General features: G+C 72.7%; 16 protein-coding genes. 8 read left to right on the top strand and 8 right to left on the bottom strand.

All coding sequences use genetic code 11. The annotated features are described in order from the left end of the window. Positions 1–173 precede the first annotated feature (173 nt). The 4 genes from ABD901_RS24890 to ABD901_RS24875 form a co-directional block, all read right to left on the bottom strand. The gene (locus ABD901_RS24890; protein ID WP_345129542.1) at positions 174–365 is read right to left on the bottom strand and encodes a DUF5703 family protein; all 192 of its coding nucleotides are present in this window, start codon (positions 363–365) and stop codon (positions 174–176) included. A 297-nt stretch (positions 366–662) separates the two neighbouring features. After that, positions 663–1,736: a GH25 family lysozyme gene (locus ABD901_RS24885; RefSeq protein ID WP_345129541.1), complete on the bottom strand. Its 1,074-nt coding sequence runs from the start codon at positions 1,734–1,736 to the stop codon at positions 663–665. A 238-nt stretch (positions 1,737–1,974) separates the two neighbouring features. Continuing rightward, positions 1,975–2,952, bottom strand: coding sequence for a YncE family protein (locus ABD901_RS24880; protein WP_345129540.1), 978 nt, complete (start codon positions 2,950–2,952; stop codon positions 1,975–1,977). 12 nt (positions 2,953–2,964) lie between these two features. Further along, on the bottom strand, positions 2,965–3,936 hold the full coding sequence (locus tag ABD901_RS24875; protein ID WP_345129539.1) for an aldo/keto reductase: 972 nt from the start codon (positions 3,934–3,936) through the stop codon (positions 2,965–2,967). 104 nt (positions 3,937–4,040) lie between these two features. Between ABD901_RS24875 and ABD901_RS24870 the strand changes: the two genes are divergently transcribed. From ABD901_RS24870 to ABD901_RS24855, 4 genes are all read left to right on the top strand, one after another. Continuing rightward, the gene (locus ABD901_RS24870) at positions 4,041–5,087 is read left to right on the top strand and encodes an LLM class F420-dependent oxidoreductase (RefSeq protein ID WP_345129538.1); all 1,047 of its coding nucleotides are present in this window, start codon (positions 4,041–4,043) and stop codon (positions 5,085–5,087) included. An 82-nt stretch (positions 5,088–5,169) separates the two neighbouring features. Then, entirely contained in the window at positions 5,170–5,874 is a 705-nt protein-coding gene (locus ABD901_RS24865) for an MSMEG_4193 family putative phosphomutase (protein WP_380132529.1), read from the top strand. A gap of 51 nt (positions 5,875–5,925) precedes the next feature. Beyond that, a complete protein-coding gene (locus ABD901_RS24860) occupies positions 5,926–6,492 on the top strand; it encodes a DUF3090 domain-containing protein (RefSeq protein WP_345129537.1) in 567 nt (188 codons plus the stop codon). Between the two features lie 6 nt (positions 6,493–6,498). Beyond that, on the top strand, positions 6,499–7,302 hold the full coding sequence (locus ABD901_RS24855; RefSeq protein ID WP_345129536.1) for an SCO1664 family protein: 804 nt from the start codon (positions 6,499–6,501) through the stop codon (positions 7,300–7,302). Positions 7,303–7,314: 12 nt separating this feature from the next. On the opposite strand, the gene ABD901_RS24850 is transcribed toward ABD901_RS24855, so the two are convergent. Both ABD901_RS24850 and ABD901_RS24845 read right to left on the bottom strand, forming a co-directional pair. Further along, complete coding sequence (locus tag ABD901_RS24850; RefSeq protein WP_345129535.1) at positions 7,315–7,668, bottom strand: VOC family protein; 354 nt, start codon at positions 7,666–7,668, stop codon at positions 7,315–7,317. 25 nt (positions 7,669–7,693) lie between these two features. Further along, on the bottom strand, positions 7,694–8,482 hold the full coding sequence (locus ABD901_RS24845) for a MerR family transcriptional regulator (protein WP_345129534.1): 789 nt from the start codon (positions 8,480–8,482) through the stop codon (positions 7,694–7,696). Positions 8,483–8,579: 97 nt separating this feature from the next. On the opposite strand from ABD901_RS24845, the gene mshC reads away from it, so the two are divergent. Further along, complete coding sequence (gene mshC / locus ABD901_RS24840; RefSeq protein WP_345129533.1) at positions 8,580–9,830, top strand: cysteine--1-D-myo-inosityl 2-amino-2-deoxy-alpha-D-glucopyranoside ligase; 1,251 nt, start codon at positions 8,580–8,582, stop codon at positions 9,828–9,830. Between the two features lie 71 nt (positions 9,831–9,901). On the opposite strand, the gene ABD901_RS24835 is transcribed toward mshC, so the two are convergent. After that, the gene (locus tag ABD901_RS24835) at positions 9,902–10,759 is read right to left on the bottom strand and encodes a LysR family transcriptional regulator (protein WP_345129532.1); all 858 of its coding nucleotides are present in this window, start codon (positions 10,757–10,759) and stop codon (positions 9,902–9,904) included. A 93-nt stretch (positions 10,760–10,852) separates the two neighbouring features. Between ABD901_RS24835 and ABD901_RS24830 the strand changes: the two genes are divergently transcribed. The 3 genes from ABD901_RS24830 to mctP all read left to right on the top strand — a co-directional run bounded on the left by ABD901_RS24830 (position 10,853) and on the right by mctP (position 13,780). Beyond that, a complete protein-coding gene (locus ABD901_RS24830) occupies positions 10,853–11,752 on the top strand; it encodes a threonine ammonia-lyase (RefSeq protein ID WP_345129531.1) in 900 nt (299 codons plus the stop codon). 126 nt (positions 11,753–11,878) lie between these two features. Then, positions 11,879–12,118 (top strand): DUF3311 domain-containing protein, encoded by a 240-nt coding sequence (locus ABD901_RS24825; RefSeq protein ID WP_345129530.1) that lies wholly within the window; start codon positions 11,879–11,881, stop codon positions 12,116–12,118. Positions 12,119–12,124: 6 nt separating this feature from the next. Next, complete coding sequence (gene mctP, locus ABD901_RS24820; RefSeq protein ID WP_345129529.1) at positions 12,125–13,780, top strand: monocarboxylate uptake permease MctP; 1,656 nt, start codon at positions 12,125–12,127, stop codon at positions 13,778–13,780. Between the two features lie 47 nt (positions 13,781–13,827). Here the strand turns inward: mctP and ABD901_RS24815 are convergent, their stop codons facing one another. Beyond that, complete coding sequence (locus ABD901_RS24815) at positions 13,828–14,622, bottom strand: GntR family transcriptional regulator (protein ID WP_345129528.1); 795 nt, start codon at positions 14,620–14,622, stop codon at positions 13,828–13,830. Positions 14,623–14,647: the final 25 nt, after the last annotated feature.

Below are 14,647 nucleotides of genomic sequence, written 5' to 3'. Positions count from 1 at the left end.
CGGCGGCGGGGTTCCTGCGCGCCGCGGCGGCACGCAACCCCGCGGGTCGCGTGGGCACGACCGCGGACCTGGTGGACGCGGCGCTGTTCGCGATCGGCAACCCGTTCGTGACGGGCACCGTGCTGCACGTCGACGGCGGCGGGCGCCGGTCGGCGTGACGGGTGGGCGGACTCCTACGTGCTGAGGCCGGGCATGGTGTCGCTGGTCACACGGCGGCGGAGCATCACCTGGCGGGTGCCGTCGGGGTAGAGCCGCACCCGGGCCAGCTCCCAGCCGCCGTACTCGGCCTGGATCGTCAGCTGTGCGTTAGCGGTCATCCGGTCGACGTTCGACGGCAACCGCAGCGGCACGTATTCGTAGTCCATGGCAACCACCTTCCTCCAAACCCCTGAAACCCCAGATCAGAGGCGCCGCCGAGGCATCCCGGCAGCCTGTCACGGTTCGTGTCGGTGGCACCTTGGCGGCACCCGCCGGACACGTCCGTGTCAGTGGACCGTAACGCGGCGCCGCGGCCCAGGCCAGCCTCACGCACGCAAGCACCCTCGCGGACGTACGTGGGCCGGCCCGGCGGCTCGCCCGAACGGACGATCCGGCGCCGGGTGGTGGATTGCGGCGAACCGTGGCCAGTGGCGGCGCACCGGGCGCCGCCGTCGATACGGGGGTCAGTGGTCTGCGGCGCCGTCGAGGGAGATGCGTTCGGCCGGCGTGGCCTCCCTCGCCGCGGGCACGGTGCGCAGCGCTGCCAGCTCGGCGGCGACGGCCTGCGCGATCTGCCCGGACAGCGTCTGCAGCGCCGCAGGGTCGAGCTGCACCTGCACCGCTGCCGGGGCCGGGCCGGTGTCGACCGGGCCGAAGATCTCCGCGGACCAGCCCTTGCGGATCCAGCCGCCGCCCTCCCAGTCCACGCCGTCCTGGCCGTGGGCGAGCGTGAACGCGCCCTGCTCGGCGAGGTACCTGAGGTCCGCGATGTGGCCGCGGTCGATCTTGTAGCTGCGGAATCCGCCCGTGAAGCACAGGTAGTGCTGCCCGTCGGCGCCCTTCGCGATGATGGCCATGTCGTTGCCTCCTGCTGCTCTCAGGTTCGGGATGGATGCCGCGCCGGAGATCGCCGGCCAGACGGCCGGGTCGCGGATCGCGGTTTTGGAGATGTTGTCGCCGCCCGCGCCCTCGATCGGCGACACCGCGTACTGCATGAGCGCCAGGTCCGTGTAACCCCAGTAGCCGGCCCGCCAGTGCGGGCTCTGGTCGCCGGGGTAGAAGCCGAGGTAGCCGCGGTTCGGCGCGGCCATCAGCCACGGGGTGAGGGAGTGGACGTCCCAGTGCGCCCGGCCGCCGTCCGTCGCCCACCAGTCGCCGGTGTACATGTACGGCAGGTGCCCGAGCTTGTCGGCCATCGCGTGGACGAAGTCACGGGTGATCGCCCAGGTGGCGGGCCTCGGGATGTCCTCGTTGTCGACCTGCACCGCGACGGGGCCGCATTCGCGGACGATCGGGCCGAGTGTCCGCCAGCAGTGGTCGGCCTGGGCGCTGCCGGAGGCGGTGTTGTCGAGCCAGTGGAAGCACGACAGGCCCATGCCTCTCGCCCTCGCCTCCCGGGCGTAGCTGCCGGCGTGCCGGAACGTGTAGCTCACGCCCTGTGAGGTCTTGACGTTGGCGATGGCGAAGCCTGCGCGTCTCACCACGTCGAGGTCGATGCCCTCCTGGTAGGACGCGATGTCGAACAAGTGCAGCGTCACGGTCTGCCTCCCAATGTCAGGGGACGCCACGCGGCAGCGTCGCCGCGCCGACCCGGTCGACGATCGCGACGCTGTTGTTGAAACGAGTTGTCGACTCACTACACGGAGACGGTTCCGCCGCCGCAGATACGTCGGAGCACGCAGAAATCTGCGCAGCCGTACCAACGACCGGCCGCCGCCTACGGATACGGCGGAGCTTGCACCGCCGCGCGGCCCCGTAGTCCGGGATCCGGCACCGCTACGCCGGTATGCGCTGGACCAGCCCTTCGCCGGCCTGCTCGCCCGACCCGGCGACGGCGAGGCCGCCGCCGGCGGGGTCCACGGCGACGGCGAGGGGCAGCCGCACGGTGCCGTGGCGGGCCACCTCGCGGGGCGTGCCGCCGCTCAGGTCGAAGCCGACGACCTCGTTGCGCTGGGTGAGGGTCACCCACACGACGCGGCGGTCCGGCTCGGACGCGGCCGCCCACGCCCCGCCCGGCACCGGGTAGCGCTGGCGCAGCAGCAGCGGGCCGGTGTCGTAAACGAGCAGCTCCCCGTCGCGGGCGTCGACGACCGCGAACCGCCCGGAGCCGGCCGGGACGACGGCGACGGCGCCGTCGCCGGCCCGCAGGCCCTCCTGCCGGGCGCCGGTCGCCGCGTCGAACACCGTGATCGACGACTCGCCGGCGTCGACGACCGCGATCCGCTCGTCGTCGGCGGCGAGGGCGTAGGGGCGCCCGCCCGCGTGGATGGTGCGCAGGACCTCGCCGGTCGCCGACAGCACGAGGACGTCGCCGCGGTCGGGCACGGCGACGGCGGTCCAGTCCCCGGTGCGCGGCACGGCGATCGCGCCGCCCTCGGCCGGCAGCGGCCACGAGCGGGCCGTGGTCGAGCCGGCCGGCACGTCGAGCACGGCGGCGCCGGCCACGATGCGGAAGCCGCCGCCGGGGGCGCCGACCACGCTGCGGGGTGTGCCCGTGGTCGGGAGCTGCGCGAACGCGTCGGATGGCGCAGGCCGTACCGATGCGGCCTGGTTTGAAATGACGGCGACGCCGCGCCCGAGCGCCACGCCCGTGGGGGCCGCCGGGGCCTTGCTCGTCGTGCCGGCCGGGGACCTTGCGGGCTCGGGCGCCCAGGTCGGGGTGGGCACGGTCGCGTCGGGGTGGCTGACGGGCGCGCCGGCGTCACACGCGGTGAGCAGCAGCAGGCCGGCCAGGGGTAGCAGTCGGCGCTTCATGATCAGACCAGGTTACGTTTGCCGCTCGGGGTAACCGGACGTGGGCGCCGAGACGTCGTCGAGGGCGGCGCGGATCTCGCGCGGCAGGACGATCTCCTCGGTCTGCAGCGCGCCGAGCAGCTGCCCGACGGTCCGCGCGCCGAGGACGGGCGCGACGACGCCGGGGCGGTCGCGGACCCAGGCCAGGGCGACCTCGAGCGGCGACACGCCGAGGCCGCCGGCGGCGGTCGCGACGGCCTCGACGATGCCGGCGCACCGGTCGTCGAGGTAGGGGGCGACGAACCGCTCGAAGTGCGGCGACGCGGCCCGGGAGTCGGCCGGCACGCCGGTGCGGTACTTACCGGTGAGCACGCCCCGGCCGAGCGGCGACCAGGGCAGGATGCCGATGCCCAGCGACGCGCAGGCCGGCACCACCTCCCGCTCGATGCCGCGCTCCAGCAGCGAGTACTCGACCTGGGTCGACACCAGCGGCGCCCGGCCCGGCCACGCGGCCTGCCACGTCGCGGCGCGGGCGGTCTGCCAGCCTGAGAAATTTGACACACCGGCGTAGCGGGCCCGTCCGGTGCTCACCGCCGTGTCGATCGCCGACAGCGTCTCCTCGACCGGCGTGTCGGGGTCGTAGCCGTGCACCTGCCACAGGTCCACGTGGTCGGTGCCCAGCCGCTGCAGGGAGGTGTCCAGGGCGCGCAGGAGGTGCCCGCGGGAGCCGTCGCGGCGGCGGGCCATGCCCGGGCGCAGGCCCGCCTTCGTGGCGATGACCAGCTCTTCCCTGGGCACGAGGCGCCCCACGAGGGCGCCGATGACGGACTCGGCCTCGCCGTCGGCGTAGACGTCCGCGGTGTCCAGCAGGGTGCCGCCGGCGTCGCGGAACGTCTTGAGCTGGGCCGCCGCGTCGTCGGCGTCGGTGTCACGGCCCCAGGTCATGGTGCCGAGGGCCAGCCGGGATACCGCCAGCCCGCTACGGCCGAGCGGTCGCTGTTGCATGCATGGAACGATACGGCCGGATGGCGCCTTCGTACGGTAGGCGTGCCCCGGGCTACCCTGGTGCCGCCCGTGCAGGGTCGCGCGGGGGACCCTTGGAGGCAGTTGTGCGGCTTGCATTGAACCTCGGCTACCTGTCGTCATGGAATGACCCCGAAGGCCACCTGGCCGTGGCGAAGGAGGCCGACCGCCTCGGCTTCTCCTGCGTATGGGTGGCCGAGGCCTACGGTTCCGACGCGCCGTCGATGCTGTCGTGGATCGCCGGGCAGACCGAGCGGATCGAGCTGGGCTCCGCGGTCTTCCAGATCCCGGCCCGCACGCCCGCCATGGCGGCGATGACCGCGGCCACGATCGACAAGCTCTCCGGCGGGCGCTTCCGCCTCGGCCTCGGCGTGTCGGGTCCCCAGGTCTCCGAGGGCTGGCACGGCGTGCGCTTCGGCAAGCCCCTCGCCCGCACCCGGGAGTACGTCGACATCGTCAACATGGCGCTCACGCGCAAGGTCGTCGAGTACGACGGCCAGTTCTACCGGCTGCCCCTGCCCGACGGGCCCGGCAAGGCGCTCAAGCTCACGCTGCACCCGGTGCGCGACCACGTGCCGGTGTACCTCGCCGCCGTCGGCCCCAAGAACCTCGAGCTGGCCGGAGAGATCGCCGACGGCTGGCTGGCGATCTTCTTCGCGCCCGAGTTCGCGAGCGAGTCGCTCGGCTCGATCGCGGCCGGGCGGGCCAAGGCCGGCAAGACCATGGACGGCTTCGAGGTGACCGCGGGGGTACCCGTGGTGTTCGGCGACGACGTCGCGATGTGCGCGGAGCTGGTGCGGCCCTACGCGGCCCTCTACGTCGGCGGCATGGGCTCGCGGGAACAGAACTTCTACAACGCCCTCGCCACCCGGATGGGATACGGTGAGGCTGCCCGCGAGGTGCAGGACCTCTATCTGGCCAAGCGCCACCGGGACGCGGCCGCCGCGGTGCCGCTGGAGTTCATCGACCGCACCTCGCTGCTCGGGTCCGTCGAGCGGGTCGCGGAGCGGCTGCGGGCGTACAAGGAGGCCGGCGTGACCGAGATCTCCACCATCGTGTTCGGCGACGCGGACTACTCGATCTCGACCCTGCGCCAGCTCGCCGAAGCCTGGGAGAAGGCTGGTCTGGCGTGACCGGTCCGGAGCGCAGCGCAGGGGCCGGTCACCAGAAAACGCAGTGTGGCCGCACGGCCGACGAGCGAAGCGAGGAGGGCGTGTGACCACTGTTCTGTTGCTGCGGCACGGCCGCACCATGACCAACGCCACCGGTGTCCTTGCCGGACATCAGCCGGTGGCGCTGGACGAGGTCGGCCGGGCGCAGGCCGTCGCCGTCGGCGAGCGCCTCGCCGCCGCCAAGCTGCCCCTCGCCGCCGTGGTCAGCAGCCCGCTGCCGCGCTGCCGGGAGACGCTCGCGCTCGCCCTGCCCGACGTCACCGACGTGGTCGAGGACGAGGGCATCATCGAGTGCCGGTACGGCGACTGGACCGGCCGCCCGCTCAAGGAGCTCGCCAAGGAGCCGCTGTGGGCGACGGTGCAGGCGCACCCGTCCGCGGCCGTCTTCCCCGGCGCGGACGGCGAGTCGATGGCGGCCATGTCCGCCCGGGCTATCGCGGCGATCCGCGAACGGGACGCGCGCATCGCCGAGAGCCACGGGCCGGAGGCCGTCTGGCTGGCGTGCAGCCACGGCGACATCATCAAGGCGATCGTGGCCGATGCGCTCGGCATGCACCTGGACCTGTTCCAGCGCATCGCGGTCGAGCCCGCGTCGGTGACCGTCGTGCGGTACACCCCCTTGCGCTCCTTCGTCCTTCGCCTCAACGACACGGGCGGCGACCTGTCGGGCTTCCAGCCGCCGGAGAAATCCGAGGGCGAGCCGTCCTCCGATGCGGAGGTCGGCGGGGGCTCGGGCGGTTCTGTGTGAACTGGTGCCCGACTGCGGCATCTCGACGCGGGAGTGGATAGAGTTCTGAGCATGAGCCACCACGTGTACGCATTCGAGCCGCCAGAGCGGTTCGTTGCCGGCACCGTCGGTGCACCGGGGGAGCGGACCTTCTTCTTGCAGGCGCGCGGCGGCGGCCGGCTGATCAGCGTCGCCCTGGAGAAGGTGCAGGTCTCCCTGCTGGCCGAGAAGCTCGAGGAGCTGCTGCAGGAGGCGCACCGCCGCTTCGGCGTCGACCTCACCGCGGAGACGGTCGTCGAGACAGCCGACAACGAGCCTCTCGACACCCCGCTCGACGAGGAGTTCCGGGTCGGCACCCTCGGCCTGCAGTTCGACGTCGACACGGCCACCGTCGTCATCGAGGCGATCGCCGTCGGCGAGGACGAGGCCGAGGAGGCCGAGGAGGAGGGCGACGACGACGAGCTCGTCACCGCCGACCGCGACCGGCTGCGGGTCCGGCTGACCCCGGCCGCCACCCGCGCCTTCATCGAGCGGGCCAAGCGCGTGGTCGCCTCCGGCCGCCCGCCGTGCCCGCTGTGCGGCCAGCCCCTCGACGCCCGCGGGCACCTGTGCCCGCGCCACAACGGCTACCGCCGGTAGCTCGGCGTGCCGGCCCTGCCCGAGGACGAAGCCCTCGAACTGCTGCGCCACGGCACGATGGAGATCGAGGGCCGCCTCATGGACGCCTCGAACGCCACCCTGCGCTGCGTGATCACCCACGCCGGCACCGAGGCCCGCTGCGTCTACAAGCCGGTCAGCGGCGAGCGCCCGCTGTGGGACTTCCCCGACGGCACGCTCGCCGGCCGGGAGTACGCGGCGTGGCTGCTGTCCCAGGCCACCGGCTGGGGCATCGTCCCGCCCACCGTCCTGCGCAAGGGCCCGCTCGGCCACGGCATGGTCCAGCTGTGGATCGACGACGAGCTGCAGAGCGACGAGCTGCTGCTCGGGTTCGTCCCGGCCAATAAGGTGCCGAAGGGATGGCGGCGCATCATGTCGGCACACGACGAGCGCGGCCGCCCCTTCGTCCTGGCACACGCCGACGACCCGCGCCTGGCCCACCTGGCCGTCTTCGACGCCGTGGCGAACAACGCCGACCGCAAGGGCGGCCACGTGATCGACACCGTGGACGGCAGGGTCCACGGCGTCGATCACGGCATCTGCTTCCACACCGAGGACAAGCTGCGCACCATCATCTGGGGCTGGGCCGGCGAGCCGATCCCCGATGAGAGCCTCGAGGTCCTCGAGAAGCTCCGCGCGCAGTACTCCGCCGGCCTCGCCGAGTCGCTGTCGGAGCACCTCACCCCGGCCGAGGTCGCGATGGTGTCGGTGCGCATCGGCGCGCTGCTGTCGGCGCGGACCTTCCCGGAGCCGGACGAGGACCGCCACGCGATCCCCTGGCCGCCGATCTAGTTCGCCGACGATCTAGTTCGTGGGCCGCCCGATGTCGAACAGGTTCCCCTCGGGGTCGGCCAGGGTGGTCCACACGGCGCCGTACTCGTCGAAGTCGCCGACGTGCTTGGCGCCCCGCGCGATCGCCCGCTGCACGGCCCCGGCCACGTCCTCGTCGTGCAGGTCGAGGTGGACGCTGTTCTTGCCGGGGGTGCGGTCCGGGACCTGGATGAACATGAGCACGGGCACTTCCCCGGCGCCCCGCCCGACGGTGGCGAAGTAGGGCGACGCCCCTTCGTCGACCTGGCGGTCGAGCAGGTCGGCGTAGAACCCGGCGAGCGCGCCGGCATCTGCGGCGCAATCAATGGTGATGTTGGCGATTCTCATGCGACTCCTTTCGGGACATTTCGTGCTATTCGACCGGCCAGCACACTTCGGTGCGGTACCGCTCGGGGTCCTGCGTGTGTTGCGGGCCGACCAGGTACAGCTCGACGATCGGGTCCGGCAGGCCCGCGTCGTGCTCGGCCACGTGCGCGCCGAGCGCGCCGTAGGTGAGGTCGCAGTCCTCGAACGGCCCGGCGTGCACGGCCACGGCGTAGCGGCGGGCCGGCAGGACCGCGGTGTGCCCGGCGCCGGGCGGCACCGGGACGAAGGCCACCACCTCGCCCTCGTCGCGCTCGAAGAACTCCGCCGAGTAGGTCGACCCGGCCGCACCCGCCGGGTCCAGGCCGCGTTCCCCGAGGGTGCGCATCAGCTCCCCGAATGAGAACCGGCACCAGTCGGCGACGCCGGTGCGCGGCACGCGGGCGGCGATGTGCAGGACCGGGGTGGGTGCGTGCCTGCGGTACAACACCGTGATCGGCGGCGTCGCGTCCAGCAGGCGGCGCAGTGAGGCCACGACGTCGCGGGTCCGGGCCAGCTCGGCCTCCATCCGGTCCAGGTGCCGGGCCAGCGCCTCCGCCCGCCGGTCCTCGCCCGGCTCGGCGAGCACCGTGCGGATCTCGGCCAGGGGCATGTCCAGCCCGCGCAGCCGGCGGATGAGGTGGGCGTCGCCGACCTGGCCCGGCTGGTAGCGCCGATGGCCCGTCTCCGCGTCCACCTGCGCCGGCACCAGCAGCTCGATGTCGTGGTAGTACCGCAGCGTCTTCGCGGACAGGTGGCACAGCCGCGAGAACTCCCCGATCGGGACGCCCGTCGTCATGGCAACAGTCAAACCCTTCCAGCTACGGGAAGTGCAAGCGCAAGGGCAAGGATCGTCACATCCCTCGCCGGCGCCGTGCGCAGATAGGCTGTTGGTCATGGAGTCCTGGACCGCACCGGCGCTGCCCACGCTGCCCCGCCCCGGAGCCGGCGTCGCGCCGCTCGCCCTCTTCGACTCGGCGCGCCGCGAGATCGCCCCGGTCGAGCTCGCCGGCCGGCCCGCGACCATGTACGTCTGCGGCATCACCCCGTATGACGCCACCCACCTGGGCCACGCGGCCACGATGATCGCGTTCGACCTGGCCAACCGCGTCTGGCGCGACGCCGGCCACGACGTCGACTACGTGCAGAACGTGACCGACGTCGACGACCCCCTGCTGGAGCGCGCCGCCCGCGACGGCGAGGACTGGGTGGTGCTCGCGATGCGCGAGACGGCCCTGTTCCGCGAGGACATGGAGGCGCTGCGGATCATCCCGCCGAAGCGCTACGTCGGCGCCGTCGAGTCGATCCCGCAGATCGCCCGCAAGGTCTCCGTGCTGCTCGGCTCCGGCCACGCCTACACCCTCGACGACGGCACCGGCGACGTGTACTTCTCGGTCGCGACGGCCCCGCGCTTCGGCACCGAGTCCAACCTCTCCCGCACCGAGATGCTGCGCCTGGCGGCCGAGCGCGGCGGCGACCCGCAGCGCGCCGGCAAGCGCGACCCCCTCGACCCCCTGCTGTGGCGCGGCCTGCGCGAGGGCGAGCCGGCGTGGAACGGCGGCGACCTGGGCCCCGGCCGCCCCGGCTGGCACATCGAGTGCGCGGTGATCGCCCAGAGCCTGCTCGGCGACACGATCGACGTCCAGGGCGGCGGCAACGACCTGCTCTTCCCGCACCACGAGTGTTCGGCCGCGCACGCCGAGGCGTTGTCCGGCAAGGTCCCGTTCGCCACCCACTACGTGCACGCCGGCATGATCGGGCTGGACGGCGAGAAGATGTCGAAGAGCAAGGGCAACCTGGTCTTCGTCTCCCGCCTGCGCGCCGACGGCATCGACCCGATGGCCGTGCGCCTGGCCCTGCTCGCCGATCACTACCGCAACGACCGCCAGTGGACCGACGACGTGCTCAAGACCGGCCAGCAGCGCCTGTCCCGCTGGCGCGAGGCCGCGCGGGCGGGCATCGGCCCGTCGGGCGCCGAGCTGGTCGCGCAGCTGCGCGAGCGCCTCGGCGACGACCTCGACGCCCCCGGCGCCCTGGCCGCCGTCGACGCCTGGGTCGACGCCACCCTCGCCGACGCGGGCGACGACCGCGAGGCGCCGGCCCTGATGACCACCGCCGTCGACGCCCTGCTGGGCATCAAGCTCTAACCCCCTCGCACACCGGCTCTTCGGCGCCGGCCACCAGTCGGACGGTGGCCGGCGGCGGAGCTGTCCCGCCGCTATTGCAGCAGGAACGCCAGCAGGCGGGCCGTGGCCGGCGGGTCCGGTGGGACGCCGTACGCGGCGACGCTCACCCGGCGCTCGCCGCCTTGCAGCGGGGTCGTCGACACGGCGGGGGAGCGGTGGGCGCGCAGCGCCAGGTCCGGCAGGATCGTGACGCCCAGCCCGGCGGCGACCAGGGCCTGCACGGCCACGTAGTCGTCGGTCGTGAAGGCGATGTCGGGGGTGAAGCCGGCCTCGGCGCAGCGGCGGACCAGGCTCTCCCGGCATCGCTCGCAGCCGGCGATCCAGCGGCGGCGGGCGAACGCCGACAGGTCGCCGTGCTCCTCGCCGGGCGGGGTGACCAGGTGCAGCGGCTCGTCGAAGAGCGCGGTCACGCGGATGTCGTCGGCGCCGCGCGACAGGCCGTAGTCGAACACCATCGCCAGGTCGGCCTCGCCGGCGCGCAGCAGGCGCAGCGCCTCCGGAGGCTCGGCCTCGACGAACTGCAGCTCGACGTCGGGGTGTGCGGCGGCGAAACGGGCGGCGGCCTGCGGTACGAACGAACCCAGAGCGGACGGGAACGCGGCCAGGCGGACGCGGCCGGCGCGCAGGCCGCTGTGCTCGGCGAGCTCGGCCTCGGCGGCGTCGAGGCGGCCCAGGATCTCCTCGGCGCGCTCCGCGAGGAGGCGGCCGGCGGGGGTGAGGCGCACGCCGCGCCCGACACGCTGCAGCAGCTGGGCTCCGGTCTCGGCCTCGAGGCGGGCGAGGTGGTGGCTGACCGACGGCTGGGCGTAGTGCAGCGCCTCGGCGGCGGCGGTCACGGAGCCGTGCCGGGCGACGGCGACGAGCACCCGGAGGCGGGTCACGTCCAGCATGTCGGCAACATATCAGTACCACCTATAGGTTTGAAAGAAACTCGGCACTGGTTCTATGTGTCGCGATCGGGCAACGTCACCACCATGCTCACGATGAACGACGTGCTGCGGGCCCGCCGGGTCGTCGCGGCCCACCTGCCGCCGACGCCCTCCTGGTCGTACCCGCTGCTGGACGAGGCCGCCGGGCGGCGCCTGGTGGTCAAGCACGAGAACGCGCAGCCGACGGGGGCGTTCAAGGTCCGCGGCGCGCTCAACCTGCTCGCGACGCTGTGCGACGAGGTCGTCACGTACTCCACCGGCAACCATGCGCGCGCGATCGCGTACGCGGCGCGGGAGTACGGCCGCAAGGCCACGATCGTCATGCCGGCCGGCGCCGCCGAGCTCAAGATCCGGGCGGTCGAGGCGCTGGGCGCCAACGTGGTGCTGCACGGCGCGAACATGGCCGGCGCCGAGGCGCACGCGCAGACGCTGCCGGGCCGGCTGGTCAGCCCGGGCGACGAGCCGGCCCTGGTCGCCGGGGTCGCCACCGCCTACCTGGAGTTGTTCGAGCGCCACCCGGACCTCGACACCGTCGTCGTGCCCGTCGGCTCCGGCACCGGCGCGGCCGCCGCCTGCCTGGTCGCCGCCGCGGTCGCGCCCGGGTGCCGGGTCATCGGCGTGCAGTCGGCGGCGGCGCCGGCCGCGCACGACTCGTGGCGGGCCGGGCAGTGCGTGCGTCGCGACAACCGCACCCGCGTCGACGGCCTGGCCACCGGGCGCGGGTTCGACGGCCCGCAGGCGGTCCTCCGCGAGCATCTGGCCGATTTCGTACTCGTGGCAGACGACGACATCGACCGGGCCCGCCGGCTGCTGGCGCTGCGCGCGTGCACCCAGGCCGAAGGCGCGGGGGCGGCCGGCCTTGCGGCGGTGCTCGCGCGGCCCGACCTGATGGGCTCCGCCGTGGGGGTGGTGGTCACCGGGGCCAACGCGACCGAATTGGAGCTTGCCCGTTAGGCGCTCGTTTCCTACCGTTCGCCGATTTGCGGCGCGGAGGGGCTCGGCCGGCGGCAGGGATCAGGTTACGTCGATCATTACGGCCTGCCGCCCAGGCCGAAGCCCCCCTTTGAAGGAGAGGTCGCCGTGACCGGTCCTGAAGAGCCGAGCACCCCCACACCGCCCGAGAACGCGGTGGCGGGCGACCGCAGCCCCTGGAACTGGCTGCTGTTCATCCCGATCGTGGTGCCGCTGCTCACCTTCCTGTACAACGCCGACGGACCCCGGATCCTCGGCTTCCCGCGGTTCTACTGGCTCCAGCTGGCCTTCATTCTCCTGGGCGTGGGCGCCACCACGCTCGTGTACCAGATGACGAAGAAGAGGTGAGCGGCCATGTGGCGTGACCATGAGCTCGAGATCACCATCTTCGTGATCCTGTTCCTCGCCGTCAGCGGGATCGGCTTCTTCGCCGCCCGCTGGCGCCGGCCCGACACCCTGGCCCACCTCGACGAGTGGGGCCTGGGCGGGCGCAACTTCGGCGGCTGGATCACCTGGTTCCTCGTCGGCGGCGATCTCTACACCGCCTACACCTTCGTCGCCGTGCCGGCGCTGCTGTTCGCCTCCGGCGCCGCCGGCTTCTTCGCCGTGCCGTACACCGTCATCATCTACCCGCTCGTGTTCCTCGTGCTGGTGCGGATGTGGTCGGTGTCGCACCGGCACGGGTTCGTCACCCCGGCCGACTTCGTGCGGACGCGGTTCCAGTCGCCGACCCTCGCCCTGCTGATCGCGATCACCGGGATCGTGGCGACGATGCCGTACATCGCGCTGCAGCTCGTCGGCATCGAGTCGGTGCTCAAGACGATGGGCGTCACCGGGTCCGGCACCCTGGCCCGGCACCTGCCGATCATCATCGCGTTCGCGATCCTGGCCGCGTACACGTACTCCAGCGGCCTGCGCGCACCGGCGCTCATCGCGTTCGTCAAGGACATCCTCATCTATGTCGTCATCCTGGTCGCGGTCTTCTACCTGCCGTCGAAGCTCGGCGGCTGGGGCGCGATCTTCGACGCCGCCGACGCGAAGTTCACCAAGACGCCCGCGGCCACCGACGGCATCCTGCTCAACGCCAACAACCAGGTGCAGTACTTCACGCTCGCCCTGGGCTCGGCGCTGGCGCTGTTCCTGTACCCGCACAGCCTGACCGGCGTGCTGGCCAGCAAGAACCGCGGCGTCATCAAGCGCAACATGTCGGCGCTGCCGGCGTACAGCTTCCTGCTGGGCCTGATCGCGCTGCTCGGTTTCGCGGCGATCGCGGCCGGTGTGGTACCGCTGAAGAACCCCAACGGCACCAACGACAACAACACCGTGGTGCCGCTGCTGTTCGACAAGCTGTTCCCGGACTGGTTCGCCGGCGTGGCCTACGCCGCGATCGGCATCGGCGCGCTGGTGCCCGCCGCGATCATGTCCATCGCCGCCGCCAACCTGTTCACGCGCAACATCTACCGCGAGTACCTCAAGCGCGACGCCTCCCCGGCCCAGGAGGCACAGGCGTCGAAGATCATGTCGCTGGTGGTGAAGTTCGGCGCCCTGCTCTTCGTCGTCTTCGTCGACCCGCAGTTCTCGATCGACCTGCAGCTCATCGGCGGCGTCATCATCCTGCAGACGCTGCCGGCCGTGGGCCTGGGCCTGTTCACCCGCTGGTTCCACCGCGGCGCCCTCGTGGCCGGCTGGGTCGCCGGCATGGGCCTGGGCCTGTGGATGCTGTACAAGATCGTCAACGCGACGACGGGCCGGCACTTCGCGGGCTCCAACTTCCCGCTCAGCGAGTGGGGCTTCGACACGAAGAAGACCATCTACGTCGGCTTCGTGGCGGTCCTGGTGAACCTGGCCGTGGCCGCGATCGCGACCCTGATCCTGCGGGCGACGTCCGTCGCGGACGGCGGCGACGGCACCGAGCCGTCGGACTACTTCGCCGACGAGGGCGACGCCCGCCTGTCGGACGCGCCGACGTCGCCGGCACCGTCGGCGGCGGCACCCGACCCGATCACCTGATGCCCGTCACCTGATGCCCGTCACCTGATCGGCACCGCGAGCCCGGCCTAGCCCAGCGCCAGGCCGGGCTCGTCGTCGGGGAGGCCGGCGCGCGGTGCCGGGATGCGGTACTCCTCGGTCAGGGCCGTCATCGGGCCGGGCCACGTGGCCTGCGCGACCTCGATCGGCTTGTGGTCCTCGTCGAACGCGACGTGCAGCAGCACCAGAACCGGGGTGTCCGGGCGGATCTGCAGCAGCTCGGCCTCCTCGCGCGTCGGGAGGCGGGCGGTCACCTGGTCGCGGGCGCTGGCATAGCGGCGGCCCAGCTCCTCCTCGACCTCCTGGTACAGCGGCCGGTCGAACACGTCGGGGCGCTCGATCGACGTGCCGCGCACGTCATTGGGCCGGAACCACGACGCGCCCACCTCCACGGGGGCGTCGCCGGTGCGCACGATGTGCCGTCGCACCAGCAGCGGGGCACCGGCATCCAGCCCGAACGCCTCGGCCACGTCCCCGGGCGCCGGCATCTGGGCGACGATCATCAGATGCTGGCGGTACCGCGCCGCGAGCTCCGCGTGGTAGCCGCGCTGCGAGCCGTAGCGCCCCCTGGAGAGCCGGTTCATGCGCCGCTTGGTCCCGCGCACGAACGTCCCCGACCCGGGCCGCGTGATGAGCAACCCTTCGATGCGCAGCTGGTCGATGGTGCGCTGCACCGTCTGCTTCGCCACGCCGTACTGCGCTGCGAGGGCCGGGATCGACGGGAGGCGCTCGCCAGGCGCCCAGTCGCCGCGCTGGATCTGCGCCCGGATCTGCGCACCGATCTGCCGGTGCGGGAACTCGGCGGCGCCCGGATTGATCGTCATGCGTCTCAACCTAGCCTCCTAGGAA

This window comes from Dactylosporangium darangshiense (assembly GCF_039537565.1).
GTDB classification, from domain to species: Bacteria; Actinomycetota; Actinomycetes; order Mycobacteriales; family Micromonosporaceae; genus Dactylosporangium; species Dactylosporangium darangshiense.
The sequence above is the reverse complement of the archived record's forward strand: the minus strand, read 5'-3'. Positions and strand labels throughout refer to the sequence as shown.

Bases quoted from the DNA above. Each gene is read 5' to 3' on its own strand.
- ABD901_RS24890 (WP_345129542.1), bottom strand. From the start codon at position 365: ATGGACTACGAATACGTGCCGCTGCGGTTGCCGTCGAACGTCGACCGG.
- ABD901_RS24880 (WP_345129540.1), bottom strand. From the start codon at position 2,952: ATGAAGCGCCGACTGCTACCCCTGGCCGGCCTGCTGCTGCTCACCGCG.
- ABD901_RS24875 (WP_345129539.1), bottom strand. From the start codon at position 3,936: ATGCAACAGCGACCGCTCGGCCGTAGCGGGCTGGCGGTATCCCGGCTG.
- ABD901_RS24860 (WP_345129537.1), top strand. From the start codon at position 5,926: ATGAGCCACCACGTGTACGCATTCGAGCCGCCAGAGCGGTTCGTTGCC.
- ABD901_RS24850 (WP_345129535.1), bottom strand. From the start codon at position 7,668: ATGAGAATCGCCAACATCACCATTGATTGCGCCGCAGATGCCGGCGCG.
- ABD901_RS24845 (WP_345129534.1), bottom strand. From the start codon at position 8,482: ATGACGACGGGCGTCCCGATCGGGGAGTTCTCGCGGCTGTGCCACCTG.
- mshC (WP_345129533.1), top strand. From the start codon at position 8,580: ATGGAGTCCTGGACCGCACCGGCGCTGCCCACGCTGCCCCGCCCCGGA.
- ABD901_RS24835 (WP_345129532.1), bottom strand. From the start codon at position 10,759: ATGCTGGACGTGACCCGCCTCCGGGTGCTCGTCGCCGTCGCCCGGCAC.
- ABD901_RS24830 (WP_345129531.1), top strand. From the start codon at position 10,853: ATGAACGACGTGCTGCGGGCCCGCCGGGTCGTCGCGGCCCACCTGCCG.
- mctP (WP_345129529.1), top strand. From the start codon at position 12,125: ATGTGGCGTGACCATGAGCTCGAGATCACCATCTTCGTGATCCTGTTC.
- ABD901_RS24815 (WP_345129528.1), bottom strand. From the start codon at position 14,622: ATGACGATCAATCCGGGCGCCGCCGAGTTCCCGCACCGGCAGATCGGT.